Source organism: Streptomyces sp. NPDC052064 (assembly GCF_055585925.1).
The window spans coordinates 194,149-212,232 of sequence record NZ_JBVJJE010000015.1 but is presented as its reverse complement, the minus strand read 5'-3'; the positions used below and the strand labels follow the sequence as shown (position 1 = coordinate 212,232).

Sequence of the window (18,084 nt, the reverse complement as noted above, 5' to 3'; positions counted from 1 at the left end):
CGGCATAGCGCTGCCCAGCGGGGCCCCCACCGTCACCGTGCGGGCGTCGGGTTCGGGCGGCGTCACCGTCGACCAACTCTCACTGGTCAAGACCTCTGCCGACGCGCCATCGGGACAGCGATACGAGGCGGAGACCGCGCCGGCGGTGTGCCAGGGCACGATCGACTCGAACCAAGCGGGCTTTTCCGGTAGCGGGTTCTGCAACGGCACTGCCGCTGCGGGGGCCTTCGCGCAGTTCACGGTGACCCCGGCGACCGCTGGTACGGCGACGGTGGCGGTCCGGTTCGCCAATGGCTCCACCAGCGGTGCGAGGCCGGCGAACCTGGTCGTCAACGGAGCCACGGTGGGGACGGTTTCGTTCGAGTCCACCGGTGCGTGGACGACGTGGTCGACCAAGACCGTGACCGTCCCGCTGAACGCCGGCAGCAACACCATCCGGTTGGATCCGACCACGGCAGCCGGACTGCCCAACGTCGACTACCTCGATGTCGGTGCCGCGACCGGCTGACATCCCACGCTCTGCCGGTCTCTTCGACCGGCAGAGCGTGCGGGGTCGCGTCCTTGAGACCACGGCACCGGCGTGACCACGGTGCGCCGCGCAACGAGCAATGCCACATGAGAACGACAGCCGACCGCGTGCGAAACAGCACGTGGCGCAAGTACGTCACATCGTCAGGAGAAGGACATGAGCAGCAAGCGGCTGCCCCGCGTCATCGCGGGCACGACGACGTTGGTCACCATGGTGTCCGCGACGTTACTCATGGTGCCCACGCCGGCCCATGCGACCTTCGGAACCGCGGACATCAAGCCGATCGAAAGCAATATCGCTGCCAAGGACTGGGCCTCGGCGACAGGCAGCGACGGCTCGTCGAACGCCGGACTGGCCATCGACGGAGACCCGACGACGTCCTGGCAGCCCGGTCGTGCCGGCGCCCGGCAGTGGCTCACCGTCGACCTCGGTGGTACCTACGACAACCTGCGTAAGGTCAAGGTGATGTTCCCGGACCGCGGCGTGGCCTACCGGTACGTCGTCGAGGCCTCATCCGACGGTCGCCGGTGGAAGACCATCGCCGACAGGTCCCGCAACCGAGCAGTGTCGAGAGGGGAGGTGCACCTGTTCACCCGGCCGGGAACGCGCTTCGTCCGGCTGGTGTTCGCAGGTGGGCAGGACCGTGCCCGGGCTGCTGTCAGCGAGCTCCAGGTCTTCAACTACCTGCGCGACGACCTCACCCTCGGCGCCGATCTGTCCTGGGTGGACGACGTCCAGGACCAGCAGTACTGGGTCGACCCCCTGGCCCAAGACCGCGGCGCCGGGCCGCACCTGCTCGACGTGGCCAAGGACCGCGGCATGCAGCACACCCGGCTGCGGATATGGAACGAGCCGCGCAGCGAGAGCACCGGTCAACCGACGCCGATACCGCGCCAGGGTCCGGAGCGCTCACTGGTCTCAGCGAAGTGGATCAAGCAGCGGGGCATGGGCCTGGGGATCGACTTCCACTACGCGGACTCATGGGCGGACCCGAGCAAGCAACCAAAACCACGCGCCTGGGCCGAACTGGAGTTCGCGGACCTGTCCCAGGCCGTGTACGGCTTCACCGCCGACTATCTGAAGCGGTTGATCCGGCAGGGCACCACGCCGGAGAAGGTGGCCGTCGGCAACGAGATCATCAATGGCTTCATGTACGGCAGCGAGGCGGCCCACATCGGCACGACGAATCCGCCGTACTTCGTCGACCAGGCGGATGTCTACCAGTCGAAGCCCGGCGGTGGCCTGCTGTGGAAGTACTGGCGGTCAACCGACCCGGTGGAGCGACAGCTCTACGACCAGTCGTGGGACCGGTTCACCACCCTGGCCGCAGCCGGGATCAAGGCAGTCCGCGACGCGTCACCGAAATCCAAGGTCGAGATACACGTGATCGTCGACAAGGACAAGCTCGCCAAAACCATGGAGTTCTGGCACCAGTTCCTCACCCGGGTGAAGGCAAAGGGTCAGAACCCTGACGTGCTGGCCATCTCGTACTACCCGGAGTGGCACGGTACGCCCGAGGCGCTGGATCGCAACCTGAACACCATGGCCACCACCTATCCCGGCTACGAAATCGACATCGCCGAAACCGCCTACCCCGCCTCGGGCGGTGAGGGCTCGCCGTTGCCCAACTCACCCTTCCCGCGAACAATCCAGGGGCAGGCAGACGCTATCCGGAGGGTGTTCCAGGCCGCCAACGACGTGGTCGACAACCAAGGTTCAGGGGTGCTGGTGTGGGAGCCGGCCGGCTACCAGCCGATGTTCCGGGCCGTGCCCGGACTGGCGAACACGTGGGAGCCGCACGCGTCCATCAACGTCTTCAACGCCAGCCGCGCCAAGCACATCCTCCAGGACACCGTCTACACCGCCACTGTGGTGGGCGCCGCCCCGAAGCTGCCCTCCTCCATCCACATGCTCACCACCGCCAACAACACGATCACCAGTGTCCCCGTCCGCTGGCAGCCGTTGCCACCCGGTGCGACCGACAGGCCGGGTGAGGTGACAGTCACCGGGACGACCCGCACAGGACCGGTCACGGCGGTCATCGACGTCGTTCCCAAACGCGGCGAACACGACTCGACCACCTCATAGCTTCCATCGCCTCCCGGTCGCGCCGGCGCTGCGCGTGGTGTTCCGCACTCCACTGGCACGCGGTCCGAGGCAACGACTGGGAACGCCCAACGCTCCACCCATCCCCCACCCAAGGAGCCATCGCATGACCATGCGACGACGGACATTCCTCAGCATGAGCGCGGCCGGAGCGACGGGCGTGGGCCTGTCCCTGCTCGGCGCAGGCCAGGCACCGGCCGCCGCCGGGCCGCTGGACACGGCGCCGACCACGCCGTTCGCGGTCGGCGTGCGCCGGTACAACTGGACCCGCGGCAGCCGCCCGTGCACCACCTACGTCTACTACCCGGCCACCGGCACCGCCGGCGGCAACCCGGTGACGGACGCCCCGGTCGCCAACGGGGTCTTCCCCGTGTACAACATGACCCACGGCTACGGAAGCAGCCCGCAGAACTCCCTGTTCATCATCCGGGCCCTGGCCTCGGCGGGCTTCATCGTCCCCGCCCCGCACTTCAACCACAACTTCAACGACGTCAACAACGGCAACACCTCCAAGGACGTCTCGCAGATCCTCACCAACACCCTCGCGCTCAACGCGAGCGGACCGCTGGCCGGGCACATCAACACCGGCATCGGCGTCGGCGTCTCGGGCCACTCCCTGGGCGGCATGGTCACCCACGGTCTGCTGACCTCCTGGCCCGACAGCCGGATCATCTCCGCCAACCCTCAGTCCTGCGTGGACATGGGCAACCCGTCCAGCTCGGTCTCGGCCAAGGTCCTGTTCGTGCACGGCGACCGGGACTCGACCACGCAGTACTCCTCGGCCCGGCAGGCGTACTCGGAGATGACCTGGCCCAAGGCGTTCCTCACCTTCGTCGGCGGCAGCCACACCAGCTTCTGGAGCGACCAGCGCTTCCCGAGGACCGTCGTCGACTGGGCCCGCTGGACCATGTACGGCGACACCGCCGCACGGGACCGCCTCCCGGCTGACGCGTCCGGATCCAACACCAGGTGGGAGGCTCAGCTGGGCGAATCACCCAGCGGCCCGGGCCCCTACATCCTCCTGGCCCAGCACAGCGGCAAGGCCGCCGAGATCAACGGGGCCTCCACCACCGCCGGCGCAGGGCTCGTCCAGCGGACCACCAACAGTCGCCCCAACCAGCAGTTCGAGTTCGTCGCCGTCGGCGACGGCCACGTCCGCGTCAAGGCGCTGCACAGCGGCCTGTTCCTCCAGCCCACGGGCACCGCGAACGGCGCGGACGTCGTCCAGCAGGCCGACACCGGCGCCACCGGCCAGCAGTGGCGCGTGGTCGACCACGGCGGTGGCGTGGTCAGCCTCGTCAACCGGCAGTCCGGCCTGGCGTTGGATGTCTGGGAGTACGCGACCGCCGACGGCGCCCGCATCTCCCAGTACACCTACACCGGCAACCCCAACCAGCGCTTCACCCGCCGCCGCGTCTGACCCGAGACCTGTCGGAGCACCGCTCGGGCAACAGGGCGGGCAGCGCCCCGACATGGCGGTCAGGTGCCGCTTGAGGAGCGACCAGATCCCTTCGGCCGGGTCCAACTCCGCTGCAGAGGAGGGCATCTGGAAGATGCGTAACCAGTCCAGCCGCCCCCACTGCGCCGCGCTCAGCCGTTCCACCGACGCCGGGCCATCGCGCTCAGGGTGACGGAGGTGATGTCCTCGTACTTCCACACCTCGGGAAGCTCGACGAGCAGGTGTTGCGGCACCACGTCGCCAATTGATCCGCTCGGGGTGCGAGGCCCCGAGCGAGATCGCTGAGGAAGACATGGGCGTCGGTTCACATAAACACAAGGCACCCCCGCCTTGGTCGGCGGGCCGTGCCGCGCGGAGTCCGGTGGACGCGCTCGCCCACCGTCGGCCAGGGCACTGTCAGCCCTTCACGGGGTGTGACCGGTGCGGCGGAGGACGGGGCGCAGGTCCTCGATGACGCCGGGGTCGTCCACCGTGGACGGGATGGGTTCGTCGCGGCCGTCGGCGATGCCGCGCATGGTCTTGCGCAGGATCTTTCCCGAGCGGGTCTTGGGCAGGGCGGCCACGACCGTGATGTCCCTGAGGGAGGCGACGGCGCCGATGCGTTCGCGTACGAGCTGGACGAGTTCGGACTCGACCTCCCTCGGTTCGCGGTTGCTGCCCGCTTTCAGGACGACGAAGCCGCGCGGTACCTGTCCCTTGAGTTCGTCGGCGACGCCGATGACGGCGCATTCGGCGATGTCGGGATGGGCGGCCAGAGCCTCTTCCATGCTGCCGGTGGACAGCCGGTGGCCGGCGACGTTGATGACGTCGTCGGTGCGGCCCATCACGAAGACGTAGCCGTCGTCGTCGATGTGTCCGCTGTCGCCGGTGAGGTAGTACCCGTCGTAGGCGGAGAGGTAGGAGGCGACGTAACGGTCGTCGTCCTTCCAGAGAGTGGGGAGTGCGCCGGGCGGCAGAGGAAGCTTTACGACGATCGCGCCGTCGACGCCCGTGGGCACCGGCTCGCCCGAAGCGTCGAGGACGCGGACGTCCCAGCCCGGCAGCGGCCGGGTGGGGGAGCCGGGCTTGACGGGCGCGGCTTCGATGCCGACCGGGTTGGCGACGATGGGCCAGCCGGTCTCGGTCTGCCACCAGTGGTCGATCACCGGGACGCCCAGCAGGGCGCTCGCCCAGTGATAGGTCTCGGGGTCGAGGCGCTCACCGGCCAGGAAGAGATAGCGCAGGTGGGAGAGGTCGTAGTCGGCGGTGAGCGCCCCCTTCGGGTCCTCCTTCCTGATCGCCCGGAAGGCGGTGGGCGCCGTGAACACGGTCTTGACCCGGTACGAGGCGGCGACGCGCCAGAACTGGCCCGCGTCCGGCGTGCCGACCGGCTTGCCCTCGTAGAGGACCGTCGTGGCGCCCGCCAGCAAGGGCCCGTAGACGATGTACGAGTGCCCGACGACCCAGCCGACGTCGGAGCCGGTGAACATCGTCTCGCCCGGGCCCACGTCGTACACGGCGCCCATCGACCAGTGCAAGGCCACCGCGTAGCCGCCGCAGTCACGCACGACGCCCTTGGGCTTTCCGGTCGTTCCGGACGTGTAGAGGATGTACAGGGGATCGGTGGCGGGGACGGGAACGCAGTCGGCCGTCGGCGCGGCGGCGACCAGGCCGGCCCAGTCGAGATCGTCCGGGCCCAGCGCGGCGGGCTCCTGCGGGCGTTGCAGGATCACGCACTTCTCCGGGGTGTGGACGGCGAGTTCGATCGCCCGGTCCAGCAGCGGCTTGTATGCGACGACCCGCTTGCCCTCGATGCCGCAGGAGGCGGAGACGACCACCTTGGGGGCCGCGTCATCGATGCGGAGGGCCAGTTCGCGCGGGGCGAACCCGCCGAAGACGACCGAGTGGACCGCCCCGATGCGTGCACAGGCCAGCATCGCGACGACGGCCTCGGGAACCATCGGCATGTAGATCACCACGCGGTCGCCATGCCCCACACCGAGCTGCGCGAGCGCCCCGGCGAAGGCCGCCACCTCGTCCCTCAACTGCGCGTAGGTGTAGATGCGCCGGGTGTCGGTCACGGGGGAGTCATGGACGAGCGCGGGCTGTTCGCCGCGGCCGGCTTCGACGTGCCGGTCGAGCGCGTTGAAGCAGACGTTGAGCCGCCCGTCGGGAAACCAGCGGTAGAACGGTGCGCCCGAGGAGTCCAGGGCGCGTTGCGGAGTGACATCCCAGTCGATGCCCTCTGCCGCCTTCAGCCAGAAGCTCTCCGGGTCCTCGGTACTGGCGCGGAAGACATCCTCGTACGTTCCCATCGCGCACTCCTTTGTGGCATCGAGGGACGGTGGTGGGGCTGCGTGCGGAACGGTGTCGGACACAAGTACCGCATGTCGGCCGCCATGGTCGAGCAGGATGCCGGTGACCGGCGGACCGGCCACCGGCATGGCGGTGGTGCCGCGACTGGCCGTCCGGCCCCGCCGTCAGGTGCAGCTTCTGCTCACGCGCCGAGGTGCTTGCGGAGCCACTGCCCCATCTGCTGGATCGCCTGGTCCACCTCGGGTACGCGCCCCGCGCCCAGGACGAACGAGTGCTGCCCTTCGGGCAGCGGGTGGACCTCGGAGGTGACCTTGAAGTCCGCGAGGCGTCGGCCGAGCTGGGCGCCGTCGTCGGCGAGGGTCTCGTACTCGCCGTAGTGGACGGTCGTGGGGGGCAGGCCGGTCAGATCGGCGTTCGCGATGCTGATCGCGGGGTCGGTGAAGTCCACCGCGGGGTCCTGCAGCCAGGCTCCCCGGAAGAGCTCGAGCGTGTTCCTGCTCAGCATCCTGTCGTTGTCTTCGTTCTCGTCCACCGACGCGTTCTGGATGGTGAGGTCGGTCCACGGTGAGACGCTGACGATCGCGCCCGGGGTCGCCTCGCCCTTCGCGAGCAGCCGCAGCGGCAGCATCACCGCGAGGGTTCCGCCGATCGAGTGGCCCGTGCTGCCGATGTTCCGCGGCTCGTAGCCCTGTGAGAGCAGCCACCGGTAGGCCGTCTCGGCATCGTCGAGCTGCGCCGGGTAGGGGTGTTCGGGCGCCAGGCGGAAGTCCACGACGAGGGAGCGGGCTCCTGCCGCCTTCGCGATGTGGCCGGCGGCCTTGCGGTCGGAGTGCATCGAAGCGGTGACGGATCCCCCGAAGTGGAAGTGGAGCAGCGCCCGGTCGGGGTCGGCGCCCTCGGGGATGGCCCACAGGGCGGGGACGCCGCCCGCGTCCACCTCGGCGTAAGTGACACCTTCCGGCTCGGTAGACGCCTTGTGGTTCGAGTCGACGATGTCGCGGATGACGGCCAGGTCGAGGCCGGGTGTGGACGACTTCGCGCTCACGCTCGCGAGGAACTCCGCGAACTCGTGTGCCTCTGGGCTTACTCCCATGGTGGTGCCCCTTCCCAGACGGGTGCCTGCCGGGTCCCCTGCGGCAGGCGGGTCGATGTGCTGGTCATGACGCTACTGGCTGAGTATAAGAAAGTAAACGCAGCAGCAGTTGGGATCACCCCATGGATGCGGTAAGGCTCTTCCAAAGGCATCGGCGTGGAGCAGGGGGCCCTATGCCCTTGGTGAGGGAAACGGGGTGCGCTGGGTCTGGGAGCCGGGCAGCATGGCGGGGTGGCCGATCTGCTGTGGGATGACGTGAGCCGCTTCTTCGACCCGGACTTGATGGGGTCGCTGCCGGACGTGCGTGTCCCGAATGCCTCGGTGGGGGACTGGCAGGCGGTCCTCGAGCTTGTCGCGGAGAAGGGCTGGAAGTGCCAGTACTCCGAGGGAGAGACGGTGCTTCCGGTGCCCCGGGCGGAGGGCGTGCTGTCCCGTCCGGCGGATGCCGAGTGTACGGACCTGCGGGTCTGGCCGTCTGCCGATGTGTTGGCGATCTTCCAGGTCAGGTAACTGAGGCTGATGGCTGCGGTTCGTAGAAGCTTCTGTCGCGGAGCATCCCGAAAAGGACGTCGGCCCTGCGTCTGGCGAGGCAGAGCAGGGCCTGGGTGTGGTGCTTTCCCTGTGCGCTTTTCTTGTCGTAGTAGGCCCGGGAGGCCGGGTCACCGAGCGCCGCGAACACCGATAGGAAGAAGGCCGGCTTGAGCTGCTTGTTCCCTTTCCGGGAAGGCGGTCCGCCGCGGAGCGATGGGCCCGAGCTCCGGGTCGCCGGGGCGAGACCCGCGTGGGCGGCCAGGTGGCCGGCGGTCGGGAAGGTGCTGCCGTCACCGACCTCGATCAGGATGCGTGCTCCGGTCCTGACGCCGACTCCCGGCATCGAGGTCAGGGCCTTCGAAAGAGGGTGGGCCGCCAGCAGTTCCTCGATCCGCCCGGCCAGCAGTCTCCGCTGGTCGAGCACGGCGGTCAGCGACGCCGCGAGGCTCGGGACGACCAGAGCGGCCGCCTCGGTCCCCGTGAGGGTCACGGTCTGCTCGTCCAACGCTGAGAAGGTCTCATCGACCAGCCGCTCGGCCATCCTCGGCCCCTTCGGCCGCATTCAGGGTGACCAAGCGGCTTCAGGGTGACCAAGCGGCGGCGGCCTGCCTTGCGGATCTGGGCCGGGGATCCGGACGGCTCCAGCAGGGCCAGGAGGGCTGGGTGCTGCAACCGAGGACCCCGCACCCGTTCCAGCAAGGGATGGACCTGGGTCAGCAGGTCATGAAGCCGCTTCGCGAGCCTGGTGGCCTCGCCGACCAGGTTGTCGTCGAAGCGGGTGCACACGGTATGAGCTGCCTGATCGGCGCTCACTTCCGCGGCGCCCATGCTCCGTCGAACGCGATGCTCTTCCCCGCGGTGACCGCATTCTCCGCGCCCGCCGCCGAGAGCCGGTACGCCGGCTGCGCCCGCGCCTCGGAGCCGCCACCGACGGTGACGGTAACGCCTTGGCCGCCGGTACGCTCGTGGAGGCGCTCCGAGCCTTGTGTCAGGATCTTGAGGTGCCCCCCAAGCCCACGGCATCGGCAAGGACGAAGGGTTCCGTCTGTTGCCCCTTATGGCCGAGCAGGCGCTCGCGTCCGGATCCCCCGCCAACAACCCCGTCGTACCTCACCGTGGACGAGATCCAAGATCTCTACGCGCAGATCCATGTCTGACACCCGGCGAGTGAGGAACGTGATGGTCACGACAGCCAAATCCGCTCGGAAACGAGATGACGACCGATGACTGATACCGCTGCGGCCGAGATTCTCGCCGACGTCCACCGGGGCGTCGGTCGGATCCTTTTGAACCGGCCCAAGGCGCTCAACGCCCTGACGACAGGCATGGTCGCCGCCATCGACCGTGTGCTCGCTGAGTGGGAGCACACACCGCTGTCCGCTGTGGTGCTCGCCAGTACCAGCACGAAGGCGTTCTGTGCCGGTGGAGACATTCGCACGATCCGCGAGCACAGCCTCGGGGATGGCGCGGCCAGTGAGCGGTTCTTCGCCTCCGAGTACCGGCTCAACGCCCGGATCGCCGAGTATCCCGTGCCGGTCGTGTCGCTCATCGACGGCCTGTGCATGGGCGGCGGTCTCGGTCTGTCCGTCCACGGCAGCTTCCGCGTCGTCACCGAGCGCGCGGTGCTGGCGATGCCCGAGACCGCGATCGGGTTCTTCCCGGACGTCGGGGCCAGCTACTTTCTGCCACGGTTGCCCGGCGCGATCGGCATGTACCTGGGATTGACGGGGCACCGGCTCGACGCGGCCGACGCCCTGTACGCGGGGCTGGCCACGCACTTCGTCTCCGCGGACGGGCTCGACGCGGTCGGCGATGCCCTTGCCGACAACCCAGGCGACCCGGTGGACGTGGTCCTGAACCGCCTCGCCGGCCGCTCGCCGGTGGCGGAGAGCAGGCTGGCGGAGGTACGCGGGGACGTGGACTGGGCGTTCGGCGCGCCGACCCTCGGCGAGATCGAGAAGCGCTTGGGTCACCTCGACACCCCCTGGGCGGCAACCGCGTTGGTCGCCTTGGAGTCCGCCTCGCCGCAGAGCCTGGAGATCACTCACGCCCTGCTGGCCCGGGGCAGGCAGCACACGTTGCGCGAGTGCCTCAGCGACGAACTCGCCCTCACGCGCACGACCATCCGCACGCCGGACTTCGTGGAGGGCGTCCGGGCGGCCCTGGTCGACAAGGACCGCACTCCCGACTGGCACCGGGCGTCGCTCGGCGGACGGGCGCTGCCGTCCTGAACAAGTCCGCCGTGAGCAGGGCATCGCCTGGCGCAAGGGGCTGGTCATGCAGGAGGGACCGCGCTTCAGCGAGATGGGATCGCGAGCCCCGCCGACTTCAGGTCGTCGCGGAAGCGGGAGCGGAGGGCGCTATGAGTCAGTTATGCGTACCTCATGAGCGTGGAGAGCTGCGAGCCGTCGGTGCCTCCCGCCCACCTCGGGAAATCCTCGTCTCTCTGCCTGCGCGGGCTCACGCGGGCGTGGCGGTCCGTCCGCCGTGATCCGGCACGCAACGGGTGCGGGGGCTTGACCACGGCTCCGGGTGGGCGTAGAGCCGCGTGGCGCGCTGTGTCGCGAGCCGTATGGCGTGCGGAACGGCACCGAGATGCCCACAGCGGCGGCACTCCGCGACCGCGTCGCCATTGGATCGCCGACGGCGTTGTCGCCCCTCCGGTGATCGTGCCGGACGGAGGGTCTGTGGTCGGCACGGTCTCAGTCGTTGTCGGGCGCCATCGAGACCACGACCTTGCCGGCCTTGGTGCGGCCCTGCTCGACGTGCGCCATCGCCTCGAGTGTCTCGTCGAACGGGAAGGTGCTGTCGATGACCGGGCGGAGCTTCCCGCTGTCGTAGAGGGCACCGAGTTTGCGCAGCTGGGAGCCGTTGGCCCGCATGAAGAAGAACTCGTAGCGCACGCCCAGCGCCTTCGCCTGCTTGCGGATCTTGCGACTGAGCACGTTCATGACCAGGCCCATGAAGGAGGGGGCGCCGAGCTGCTTGGCGAAGCCGGCGTCCGGCGGGCCGACGACGCTGATGGCCAGGCCGCCGGGCTTCAGCACGGTCAGCGACTTCTCGAGGTTCGCGCCGCCCAGGGAGTCCAGCACCAGGTCGTAGCCGGACAGCACCTTCGAGAAGTCTTCCTTGGTGTAGTCGACGACGATGTCGGCGCCGAGGCTCCGGACCAACTTCTCGGTGTCGGTGCTCGTGGTCGTCGCCACGGTGGCGCCGAGGTGCTTGGCGAGCTGGATGACTGTCGAGCCGAGGCCACCGGCACCGGCGTGGATGAGCACCTTCTGGCCCGGCTTCACATGAGCACGGTCGACGAGAACCTGCCAGGCGGCCAGGGCCACCAGCGGCACCGCGGCTGCCTCTTGGAGGGTGAGTGAGGCCGGCTTGGGCGCGACGTCGTCCATGTCGATCGCGATGAACTCCGCGAAGCCGCCGATCCGCAGGTCGCGCGGACGGGCGTAGACCTCGTCGCCGACTTCGAGGCCGTGTACGGCGGAGCCGACCCGCGTCACGACGCCGGCCACGTCGTGGCCGAGCACGAACGGAAGCCTGTACTTCAGGAGCTGCTTGAACTCCCCGTTGCGGACCATCTTGTCCAGCGGATTGATACTGGCGGCGCTCACTCTGACCAGGACGTCGCGATCCCCGACCGCGGGCTCGGGTACCTCTGCGGCGCGCGCGCCGTCCTTGCCGTACTTCTCGACGACGAATGCCTTCATGCCGGCCGCCTTTCTGCGTGGGTGTCCCGGTGGTCGATCTGATTCTTCGCGCAGGTCCCCCTGCGCGCCCGTTTCTCGAGTGCGGCCAGGTTGATGTTCAGGCCACGACGCTACTTGCTGAGTATAAAAAAGTAAACTCAGATGCGGTTAGGGTCACCCCGTGGATGCGTGGCAGGAAGCTCTTCAGGGCGCCGGCATGCCGAAGTACGTGATCACTGTCCAAGGTCATGGATCTGGTCCCGGCCGTGATGGGGCTCCTGTAGTGGGGCGACCGCTACCGCGTCGTCCCGGAAGGCGCGGCCATACTGGCCCGACACCGCGGATGCCGCGCGCACTTCGACGCCCGGATCCGCTGCGAGCGGGGCCACGCCGCGCAGGCGGAAGTTGAGCGCCTCGTACATCGCGCCGTGCCCGCGCCGGTGTTCTGCCGTCAGCGTGAGGTCCACCGGCGTGGTCACCGGCTCGTCCGCACACAACAGCGCATCGGTCAGCTCGAACAACGTGTCCCCGCGCGCGGTCAGGCAGTCGAAGAAGTCTTCCCGAAGCGTGACGCCACCGCGAACGGCTCCGGGTCGGCATCGTGATGCAGCAGGCTCATTCCCCCACGGCCTTCGTACTGGGCACGTGCCTCTTTGGTCGGAGCACAGGATCAGACGGAGGCCGTGTTCACGTCCCCGGAACCCTCGTACGAGCGAGTGCGTTCACTTTGCGGTTCGAGGGCAGGGGGAGGCCCTGTGGGGTGCTCAGCTCGGCCACGACTCGGTCTCGGCCTGGTGAACCGTGATGCAGCGCACGGCGTGACTTACGAGGGTGTGACCATGCGCTTCGAGCCGAGTTCGCGTATACCGCACTTGCCGGGGAACGATTGCGGCCCTGGGGCTTCAGACTCGCGAGGCGACGGGTTCGCGGGTGGCTGCATAAGCCTGATCGTGCTGCTCATCGAAATCCCGGTCGCCTTTCTGCTGGGGCTGACGTCGGTCATCCGTGGATGGGGCCGTGTGGACGAGCAAACCGCGGCAGCCCCGATGGACTGGGTTCCGATTCTCTGGCTCGGCGGGTTCACATTGGGTGTGCTCGTGATCGCCGTGATCTTCCTGTACTCGGCACATCCGTTCGCAGGCGCGGTCCAACTGCTCGTGGCAGCCATTGCGCTGCTCTTCACGATCGCTGCTTGGCACGACCAGTACGAGCGTGCCCACCCACCCCCGCTACCAACGAGGTCCGGGATGCAGCCTTCGAACCACGTGGCCGACCGGTAGGACCCACAACGGCGGATGCCGAAGCACAAAGTCACACAGGCGCAGCAACTGAGGCAGTCCGTTGAACGCTTCGACGGGCCCTTCCACGAAGGACTCCTGGGCCTGCGAGGCATAGACTCGGTGGCGACCCTCCAGCACCTCGGCCTCGATCTGCGGGCGCCTGGTCAGAACGTAGTCGCAGACCGTGGAGTAGGACACCAGGTCGAAGTCGTACTCCTGGGCCAGACGCTGATGGATTCGACGGGCCTCCGGTTTCTCCGCGGCGGCGGAACAGCAGACAAGAGGGCCTGCCTCACCGTCCGGCGATGCACTCCGTACTCTCCGCCAGGGCCCGCTGCCACAGTTCCGGATCAAGACGCTTGTCCCTCCGGATCGCGGCGAACAGCTCTGTTCGCGACAAACCCATCCCGGCCTCCCGACATGACCGTGATCAAGTAACGCGGCCTCCGACATGATCGTGATCGACGCACGAACCCTGCCGTCGTCGGGCGGACAGAGCAGCGCATTCACTCCAAGAGGGCACGTCGTCGGATCCCGAGGGCCGGCTACGACCGCTCAAGCCGGAACGAGTCACAGCCGTTCGGGCAGCGCCCGTCTCAGCCCTGCGGCCTCTCATGTGAGAGCGTGTGCTGCGGCCTGAATGGCCAGGGGCTGGTTGAGCAGATCCGTGCTGTCTGCCCACTGGTCCACGCTTCCCACGAGCGCCAATGTCCGAAGGTCCGGGTCCGTGACCGTCTCCGCAAGCGCCTGGGCGAAACGCTCTGCGCGCAGAACCTGGAATGGGCGCGAGTGGTAGGGCCGCCGCTTCGGATCCACTGGCGCGTTGAGCCCCGATGCGTTCTGAAGAGCAGCGACAACCTCATAGGCATCGCACAGATGTGCCTCCCGGGCCCGGTAGTCCGTCGCGGCCAGCGCACCACGAAGAGCCGGTTTGAGCGACTTCGCCGCAGGGAGCTGGCCGAAGGCGCTGCCGAGCCACTTGCTGTAGGGGGCGTAGCGGCGCTCCAGCAACAGGCAAAGGCGCATCAGATCACGTACCAGACGAGCAGCCACGACGGCCGACCCTATGTCGTCACCGACTTCCGCGCAGCGACCCACGAACGCTTCTTCCTGCGAGATGCGCTGCCACTGGCAAGCCAGCAGATACCGCCATACCTGGTCCGGATACCATGCCAGCCGCCGCCGGACGTCGGTGAGAGCACCAAGCCCGTCATGGAACACCGCTCCACCAGTGGTCTCGGCAAGCCGCTGCTGCGGCATCGCCAGCCATTCACGCGTGGCCAGCTCTGCACCGGCCCAACGCATCCCGAGCTGTTCGGCCAGCCATCCGGCCACGTCGTACACGTCAACGCGATGGTTTACCGGGCCGTCGGTCAACTGCATACGCCCGACCGGGTCCAGCGGATCGTCGCTCTCCTCGAAGTGGGTGGGCCAGCCCCGAATGTCCTTCGGCAGCCTTTCAGCCAGGGTGCGGCGGATTGCAGCACCGTGCTGAGCCTGGTCCTCGGCCGTCAGGAAGATCTCCAGCCGCGGGCCCCACTCATGATCTGCCGACCGCGATGTGTCGAAGCCCAGCACCTCGGAGCCGCTACCGATCCGAGCAGCCGCGTAACGCAGCCCCGGAAACGCATCCCGAAGGATCGGCTCCACCCCCTCCTCGTACAAGACCTCAGACAACTCGATGCCAGGCATGAACGGCGCCCCGGAGATCGTCATAGCCCAACTGTGCTGGACCTACTCACCCCGAGGCCACCGGATATCCGCCGTGACAGCCCCACACCCGATCACCCGTGGGGCCAGATCAACTTCGTAGACGGTGGAGCGGGAAGTGCGTCCTTGTCGAAGCATGGAAACCGACCCTCTTGACGGGCCCAACTACCCCTCGATCAAGCGGCGTTGGGCCACAGTCGCACGGCCTGTGTTCAGGATTCCGGTCAAGGCCCGTGGGGTGCGGTCATGGCTTTGCGGGTCGACTCCAGGATCCTCTCCGACAGCTCTGTGCCCGCGGTGGCCCGGGCAAGCAGGATCGCGCCGACCAGGGTGGCCACCATCGGAAGGCCGTCGTTGGTGTCGGTGGACAGCCATGCGGCGAATTCCTCGACTCCCGCTGCGTACGTTTCGCGTACCTCCCCAGCCGTGGTCTCGCGAGCCATGTCCCCTGCGAATCCCGCGGTGGGACAACCGGTGCCGGGCTGGTCACGGTGCTCGGTCGACAGGTAGAAGTCGACGAGGGCGTCGCGCGCGGTGTCGTGATCGCCGTGGGCCGTATCGAACTCCGCCAGGAGCAGGTCAAGGTCCCCGAAAGCGGCTTGAGCCGCCTCGGCGATCAGGGCCTCCTTGGAGGGGAACTGCTTGTAGAAGCCGCCCGTGGTCAGCCCGATGGACTTCATCAGATCGGCGACGCTGATGCCGTTCACGCCGCGCTCCCGGAAGAGCTGGGAGGCCGCGGCGACCGCGCGCCTGCGGTTCTCGAGCGCCTGCGCTTGCGAAACGCGACTCATCAGTCACCTGCCCACGATAGATAGTAAAGCGCATCTATCGTATGCGACGTGCCGGGTGACCGGCCGCGGTGAGCCCCGCCCCTGGCGCCTGGATCCATGCAGCGTGCAGGCCTCCGCTGGGTGTCGTTCGCCGTGCCCGCGTGCTCGCAGTGGGGGCACGCGCTGTCGCCCTGGCGCTTCGCCTCCGCGACAAGAAGCTGCCCCTGCCCGGCGCCATCGTGTCGATCTCCCCCTGGTGCGACCTCGAGATCGCCAACAAGACCATCGCGGCCAACGCCGAGACGGACAAGATACTCAGCAAGGAACTGCTGGAGTTCTTCCGGCAGTCCTGGATCGGCGGCACGGGCATCGAGTTCACGGACACCCGGATCAACCTGAACCGGGCGGACCTGAGCGGTCTGCCCCCGACCCTCGTCTCCTGGGGAACGTACGAGGTCCTGGCCGGCGAGGACGAGGAGTTCGCCGCCCGCGTCAAGGACGCCGGAATCGACACGGCGACCGTCGTGGTACCCGGCGGCCAGCACTCCTACGTCTACGGTGCCGGCCGGATCCCGGAGACCGACGCCGCCATCGCACAGATCGGCGCCTGGCTCCGGGAGAAGACGAAGATCTGACCGGGCGGTCCGGGCGGCGCGGCAGTCGCAAGATCCGCGCGCCTGCCGGATCGGGACAGTGGACGGAGGCCGAGCACGGCCTGCGGTGGCGCGCAGGTCCGCGACGCCCGTGACCTCCTCCCGGTCCGGCAGGCGACGGCCGGGACGGCCGGACATCGCGACCAACCACCAGCCGGCCTTCCTGCCCCTGGTCTACGGTGCGTTCAGCTACGACCGCATCGCCCCTACTCCTGCCTCCCACGCCGCACAGTCGGTCCGCCCGTCCAGCACCTCCTTCTCACAGGCCGCTCCTGGCGCCGGAGCACCACGGCTGATGCTGCCTCCAGCCTTCCGATGGTCAGTCGCTACTGGCCGTTCGATCCTCCTCACGGGCCTTTTCGGTTGCTCAGGCGAAATCAGTTGGCGGGCTCGCCGAACCAGCGGGAGAGGTGGTCGTCCAAGTCCTGCTGATCGTCGCCGATCCAGGCGACGTGGCCGTCGGGGCGTAGCAGGACGCACGGAACATCCAGTACCGCAGTGGGATCCGCGAGGTAATCGACCCGGTCAGACCAGCCGCCGACGGTCAGGCGTTCGGTGCGGTCCAGCAGCAGGCCGCGGCCGCGATGCAGCAGACCGTAGAGGTGGCCCTGTTTGACGTCGATGTCGGGCAGGCGGCGGCCGAGCAGGTCGGGGCCTTCGCCGAAGTCGTAACGGATGCCGATCGCGGTGATCTTCTCGATGAGGTAGCGGTTCACCTCGTCGAAGTCCATCAGTTCGGTGAGCAGCCTGCGCACGGCCTGCGGGCCCGGTTCGGTGGAGTGCAGTTCCATCTGGGCGCGGGTGTTGTCCAGCACGTCCTCGGCGACCGGATGGCGTTCGGACTGGTAGGTGTCCAGCAGTGTTCTTGGCGCCCAGCCGCGGATGTGTGCGGCCAGTTTCCAGCCGAGGTTGAATGCGTCCTGAACGCCCAGGTTGAGGCCCTGCCCGCCCGTGGGTGGATGGATGTGTGCCGCATCGCCGGCCAGCAGCACCCGCCCGACCCGATAGCGTTCGGCCAGCCGGGTGGCATCCCCGAAGCGGGACAACCAGCGCGGGGAGTGCACGCCGAAATCGGTTCCGGCGATGGTGCGCAGCTGTTGTTTGAAATCCTCGAGGGTGGGTGGCTGCGCGCGATCGCTGACTCCCGCGGCGGGGACTACGACGCTATATGCCCCTTCACCGAAGGGCCTGAGCCAGAATCGCTTATTGGTCTCGCCGATTTCGGTCACCTTGGCGGCGATCTCCTCCTGCGGCACACCCACTTCCATCTCGCCCATCAGCGTCTCGGTCCGTGAGGGCTCCCCAGGGAAGCCGACGCCGAGCAGTTTGCGCACCGTACTGCGCCCGCCGTCACAGCCGACGAGATAGCGCGAACGCAGCTGTTCGCCGTCGGCCAGCTCAACGGTCACACCCTCGTCGTCCTGCTCGAAATCGGCAACCGCACAACCGCGCCGGACCTGCGCACCCAGTCGGGTCGCGTGTTCTTCGAGCAGGCGAACGATGACCGGCTGCGGGATGCCCAGCAGATAGGCGTGCGCGGAATCCAGGCCCTCGGGCGCGGGTTTGTTGATGGCGGCGAAGAACCCGCCGGCCGGACGCTGTCTTCCGTGTTCGCGAATGAGATCCAGCAGTCCGCGCATTGCCATCAGCTCGAGACTGCGAATGTGCAGACCGACGATGCGGACGAACGACACGGGCTCGGTTTCCTTCTCCAGAACGAGTACCCGCACATCGTGCAGCCGCAGTTCGGCGGCCAGCATCGCGCCAGTCGGCCCGCACCCGGCAATGATCACGTCGAACATGAGGGGCGCGCGATCCGCACCGGAGGCCGACGGCCGGAGTCTGGGGACATCCTCCACGGTGAAGTGGCGCTCGACCGTATCGTTCGACGACGGCTCGGCGGTGAACTGCGGAGAGTGCATAGGTGTTCGCCTTTCGGGAGTGCCTTGTTGGCGAGGCGCTC

Annotated in this window: 11 protein-coding genes and 4 pseudogenes; 7 read left to right on the top strand and 8 right to left on the bottom strand. The window is 68.1% G+C overall.

What is annotated here, in order from left to right; translation table 11 throughout:
- Window positions 1-82 precede the first annotated feature (82 nt).
- From ACZ6TU_RS34445 to ACZ6TU_RS34435, 3 genes and pseudogenes are all read left to right on the top strand, one after another.
- A pseudogene (locus tag ACZ6TU_RS34445) lies at window positions 83-499 on the top strand (carbohydrate-binding protein); the annotation flags it as partial.
- Between the two features lie 186 nt (window positions 500-685).
- Window positions 686-2,617, top strand: a complete 1,932-nt coding sequence (locus tag ACZ6TU_RS34440) for a glycosyl hydrolase 53 family protein (RefSeq protein WP_467679792.1) — start codon at window positions 686-688, stop codon at window positions 2,615-2,617.
- Between the two features lie 124 nt (window positions 2,618-2,741).
- The gene (locus tag ACZ6TU_RS34435) at window positions 2,742-4,055 is read left to right on the top strand and encodes an RICIN domain-containing protein (RefSeq protein ID WP_467679790.1); all 1,314 of its coding nucleotides are present in this window, start codon (window positions 2,742-2,744) and stop codon (window positions 4,053-4,055) included.
- 443 nt (window positions 4,056-4,498) lie between these two features.
- Here the strand turns inward: ACZ6TU_RS34435 and ACZ6TU_RS34430 are convergent, their stop codons facing one another.
- Both ACZ6TU_RS34430 and ACZ6TU_RS34425 read right to left on the bottom strand, forming a co-directional pair.
- Window positions 4,499-6,388 (bottom strand): propionyl-CoA synthetase, encoded by a 1,890-nt coding sequence (locus ACZ6TU_RS34430; protein ID WP_469552793.1) that lies wholly within the window; start codon window positions 6,386-6,388, stop codon window positions 4,499-4,501.
- A 182-nt stretch (window positions 6,389-6,570) separates the two neighbouring features.
- The gene (locus ACZ6TU_RS34425) at window positions 6,571-7,482 is read right to left on the bottom strand and encodes an alpha/beta hydrolase (protein WP_469552791.1); all 912 of its coding nucleotides are present in this window, start codon (window positions 7,480-7,482) and stop codon (window positions 6,571-6,573) included.
- A 231-nt stretch (window positions 7,483-7,713) separates the two neighbouring features.
- Between ACZ6TU_RS34425 and ACZ6TU_RS34420 the strand changes: the two are divergent.
- Window positions 7,714-7,983, top strand: a pseudogene (locus ACZ6TU_RS34420) (hypothetical protein); the annotation flags it as partial.
- A 1-nt stretch (window position 7,984) separates the two neighbouring features.
- Here ACZ6TU_RS34420 and ACZ6TU_RS34415 read toward each other — a convergent pair.
- Window positions 7,985-8,802 (bottom strand): annotated as a pseudogene (locus ACZ6TU_RS34415) (transposase); the annotation flags it as partial.
- Window positions 8,803-9,236: 434 nt separating this feature from the next.
- Here ACZ6TU_RS34415 and ACZ6TU_RS34410 point away from each other — a divergent pair.
- Complete coding sequence (locus tag ACZ6TU_RS34410) at window positions 9,237-10,244, top strand: enoyl-CoA hydratase/isomerase family protein (protein ID WP_469552790.1); 1,008 nt, start codon at window positions 9,237-9,239, stop codon at window positions 10,242-10,244.
- 471 nt (window positions 10,245-10,715) lie between these two features.
- Here the strand turns inward: ACZ6TU_RS34410 and ACZ6TU_RS34405 are convergent, their stop codons facing one another.
- Both ACZ6TU_RS34405 and ACZ6TU_RS34400 read right to left on the bottom strand, forming a co-directional pair.
- Window positions 10,716-11,729, bottom strand: coding sequence for an NADP-dependent oxidoreductase (locus ACZ6TU_RS34405; RefSeq protein WP_469552788.1), 1,014 nt, complete (start codon window positions 11,727-11,729; stop codon window positions 10,716-10,718).
- A gap of 383 nt (window positions 11,730-12,112) precedes the next feature.
- Window positions 12,113-12,327 (bottom strand): annotated as a pseudogene (locus ACZ6TU_RS34400) (transposase); the annotation flags it as partial.
- A gap of 331 nt (window positions 12,328-12,658) precedes the next feature.
- Between ACZ6TU_RS34400 and ACZ6TU_RS34395 the strand changes: the two are divergent.
- On the top strand, window positions 12,659-12,988 hold the full coding sequence (locus tag ACZ6TU_RS34395) for a DUF6234 family protein (RefSeq protein ID WP_469552786.1): 330 nt from the start codon (window positions 12,659-12,661) through the stop codon (window positions 12,986-12,988).
- A 612-nt stretch (window positions 12,989-13,600) separates the two neighbouring features.
- Here the strand turns inward: ACZ6TU_RS34395 and ACZ6TU_RS34390 are convergent.
- Both ACZ6TU_RS34390 and ACZ6TU_RS34385 read right to left on the bottom strand, forming a co-directional pair.
- Complete coding sequence (locus ACZ6TU_RS34390; protein ID WP_467679778.1) at window positions 13,601-14,704, bottom strand: DUF4037 domain-containing protein; 1,104 nt, start codon at window positions 14,702-14,704, stop codon at window positions 13,601-13,603.
- Window positions 14,705-14,922: 218 nt separating this feature from the next.
- Complete coding sequence (locus ACZ6TU_RS34385) at window positions 14,923-15,489, bottom strand: TetR/AcrR family transcriptional regulator (RefSeq protein ID WP_469552785.1); 567 nt, start codon at window positions 15,487-15,489, stop codon at window positions 14,923-14,925.
- A gap of 149 nt (window positions 15,490-15,638) precedes the next feature.
- Between ACZ6TU_RS34385 and ACZ6TU_RS34380 the strand changes: the two genes are divergently transcribed.
- Window positions 15,639-16,103 carry an alpha/beta hydrolase fold domain-containing protein gene (locus ACZ6TU_RS34380; protein ID WP_467679774.1) on the top strand — a complete coding sequence of 155 codons (465 nt, stop codon included), beginning with the start codon at window positions 15,639-15,641 and terminating at the stop codon, window positions 16,101-16,103.
- A gap of 395 nt (window positions 16,104-16,498) precedes the next feature.
- Here ACZ6TU_RS34380 and rox read toward each other — a convergent pair whose 3' ends face one another.
- Window positions 16,499-18,043, bottom strand: a complete 1,545-nt coding sequence (rox, locus tag ACZ6TU_RS34375) for a rifampin monooxygenase (protein ID WP_469552783.1) — start codon at window positions 18,041-18,043, stop codon at window positions 16,499-16,501.
- Window positions 18,044-18,084: the final 41 nt, after the last annotated feature.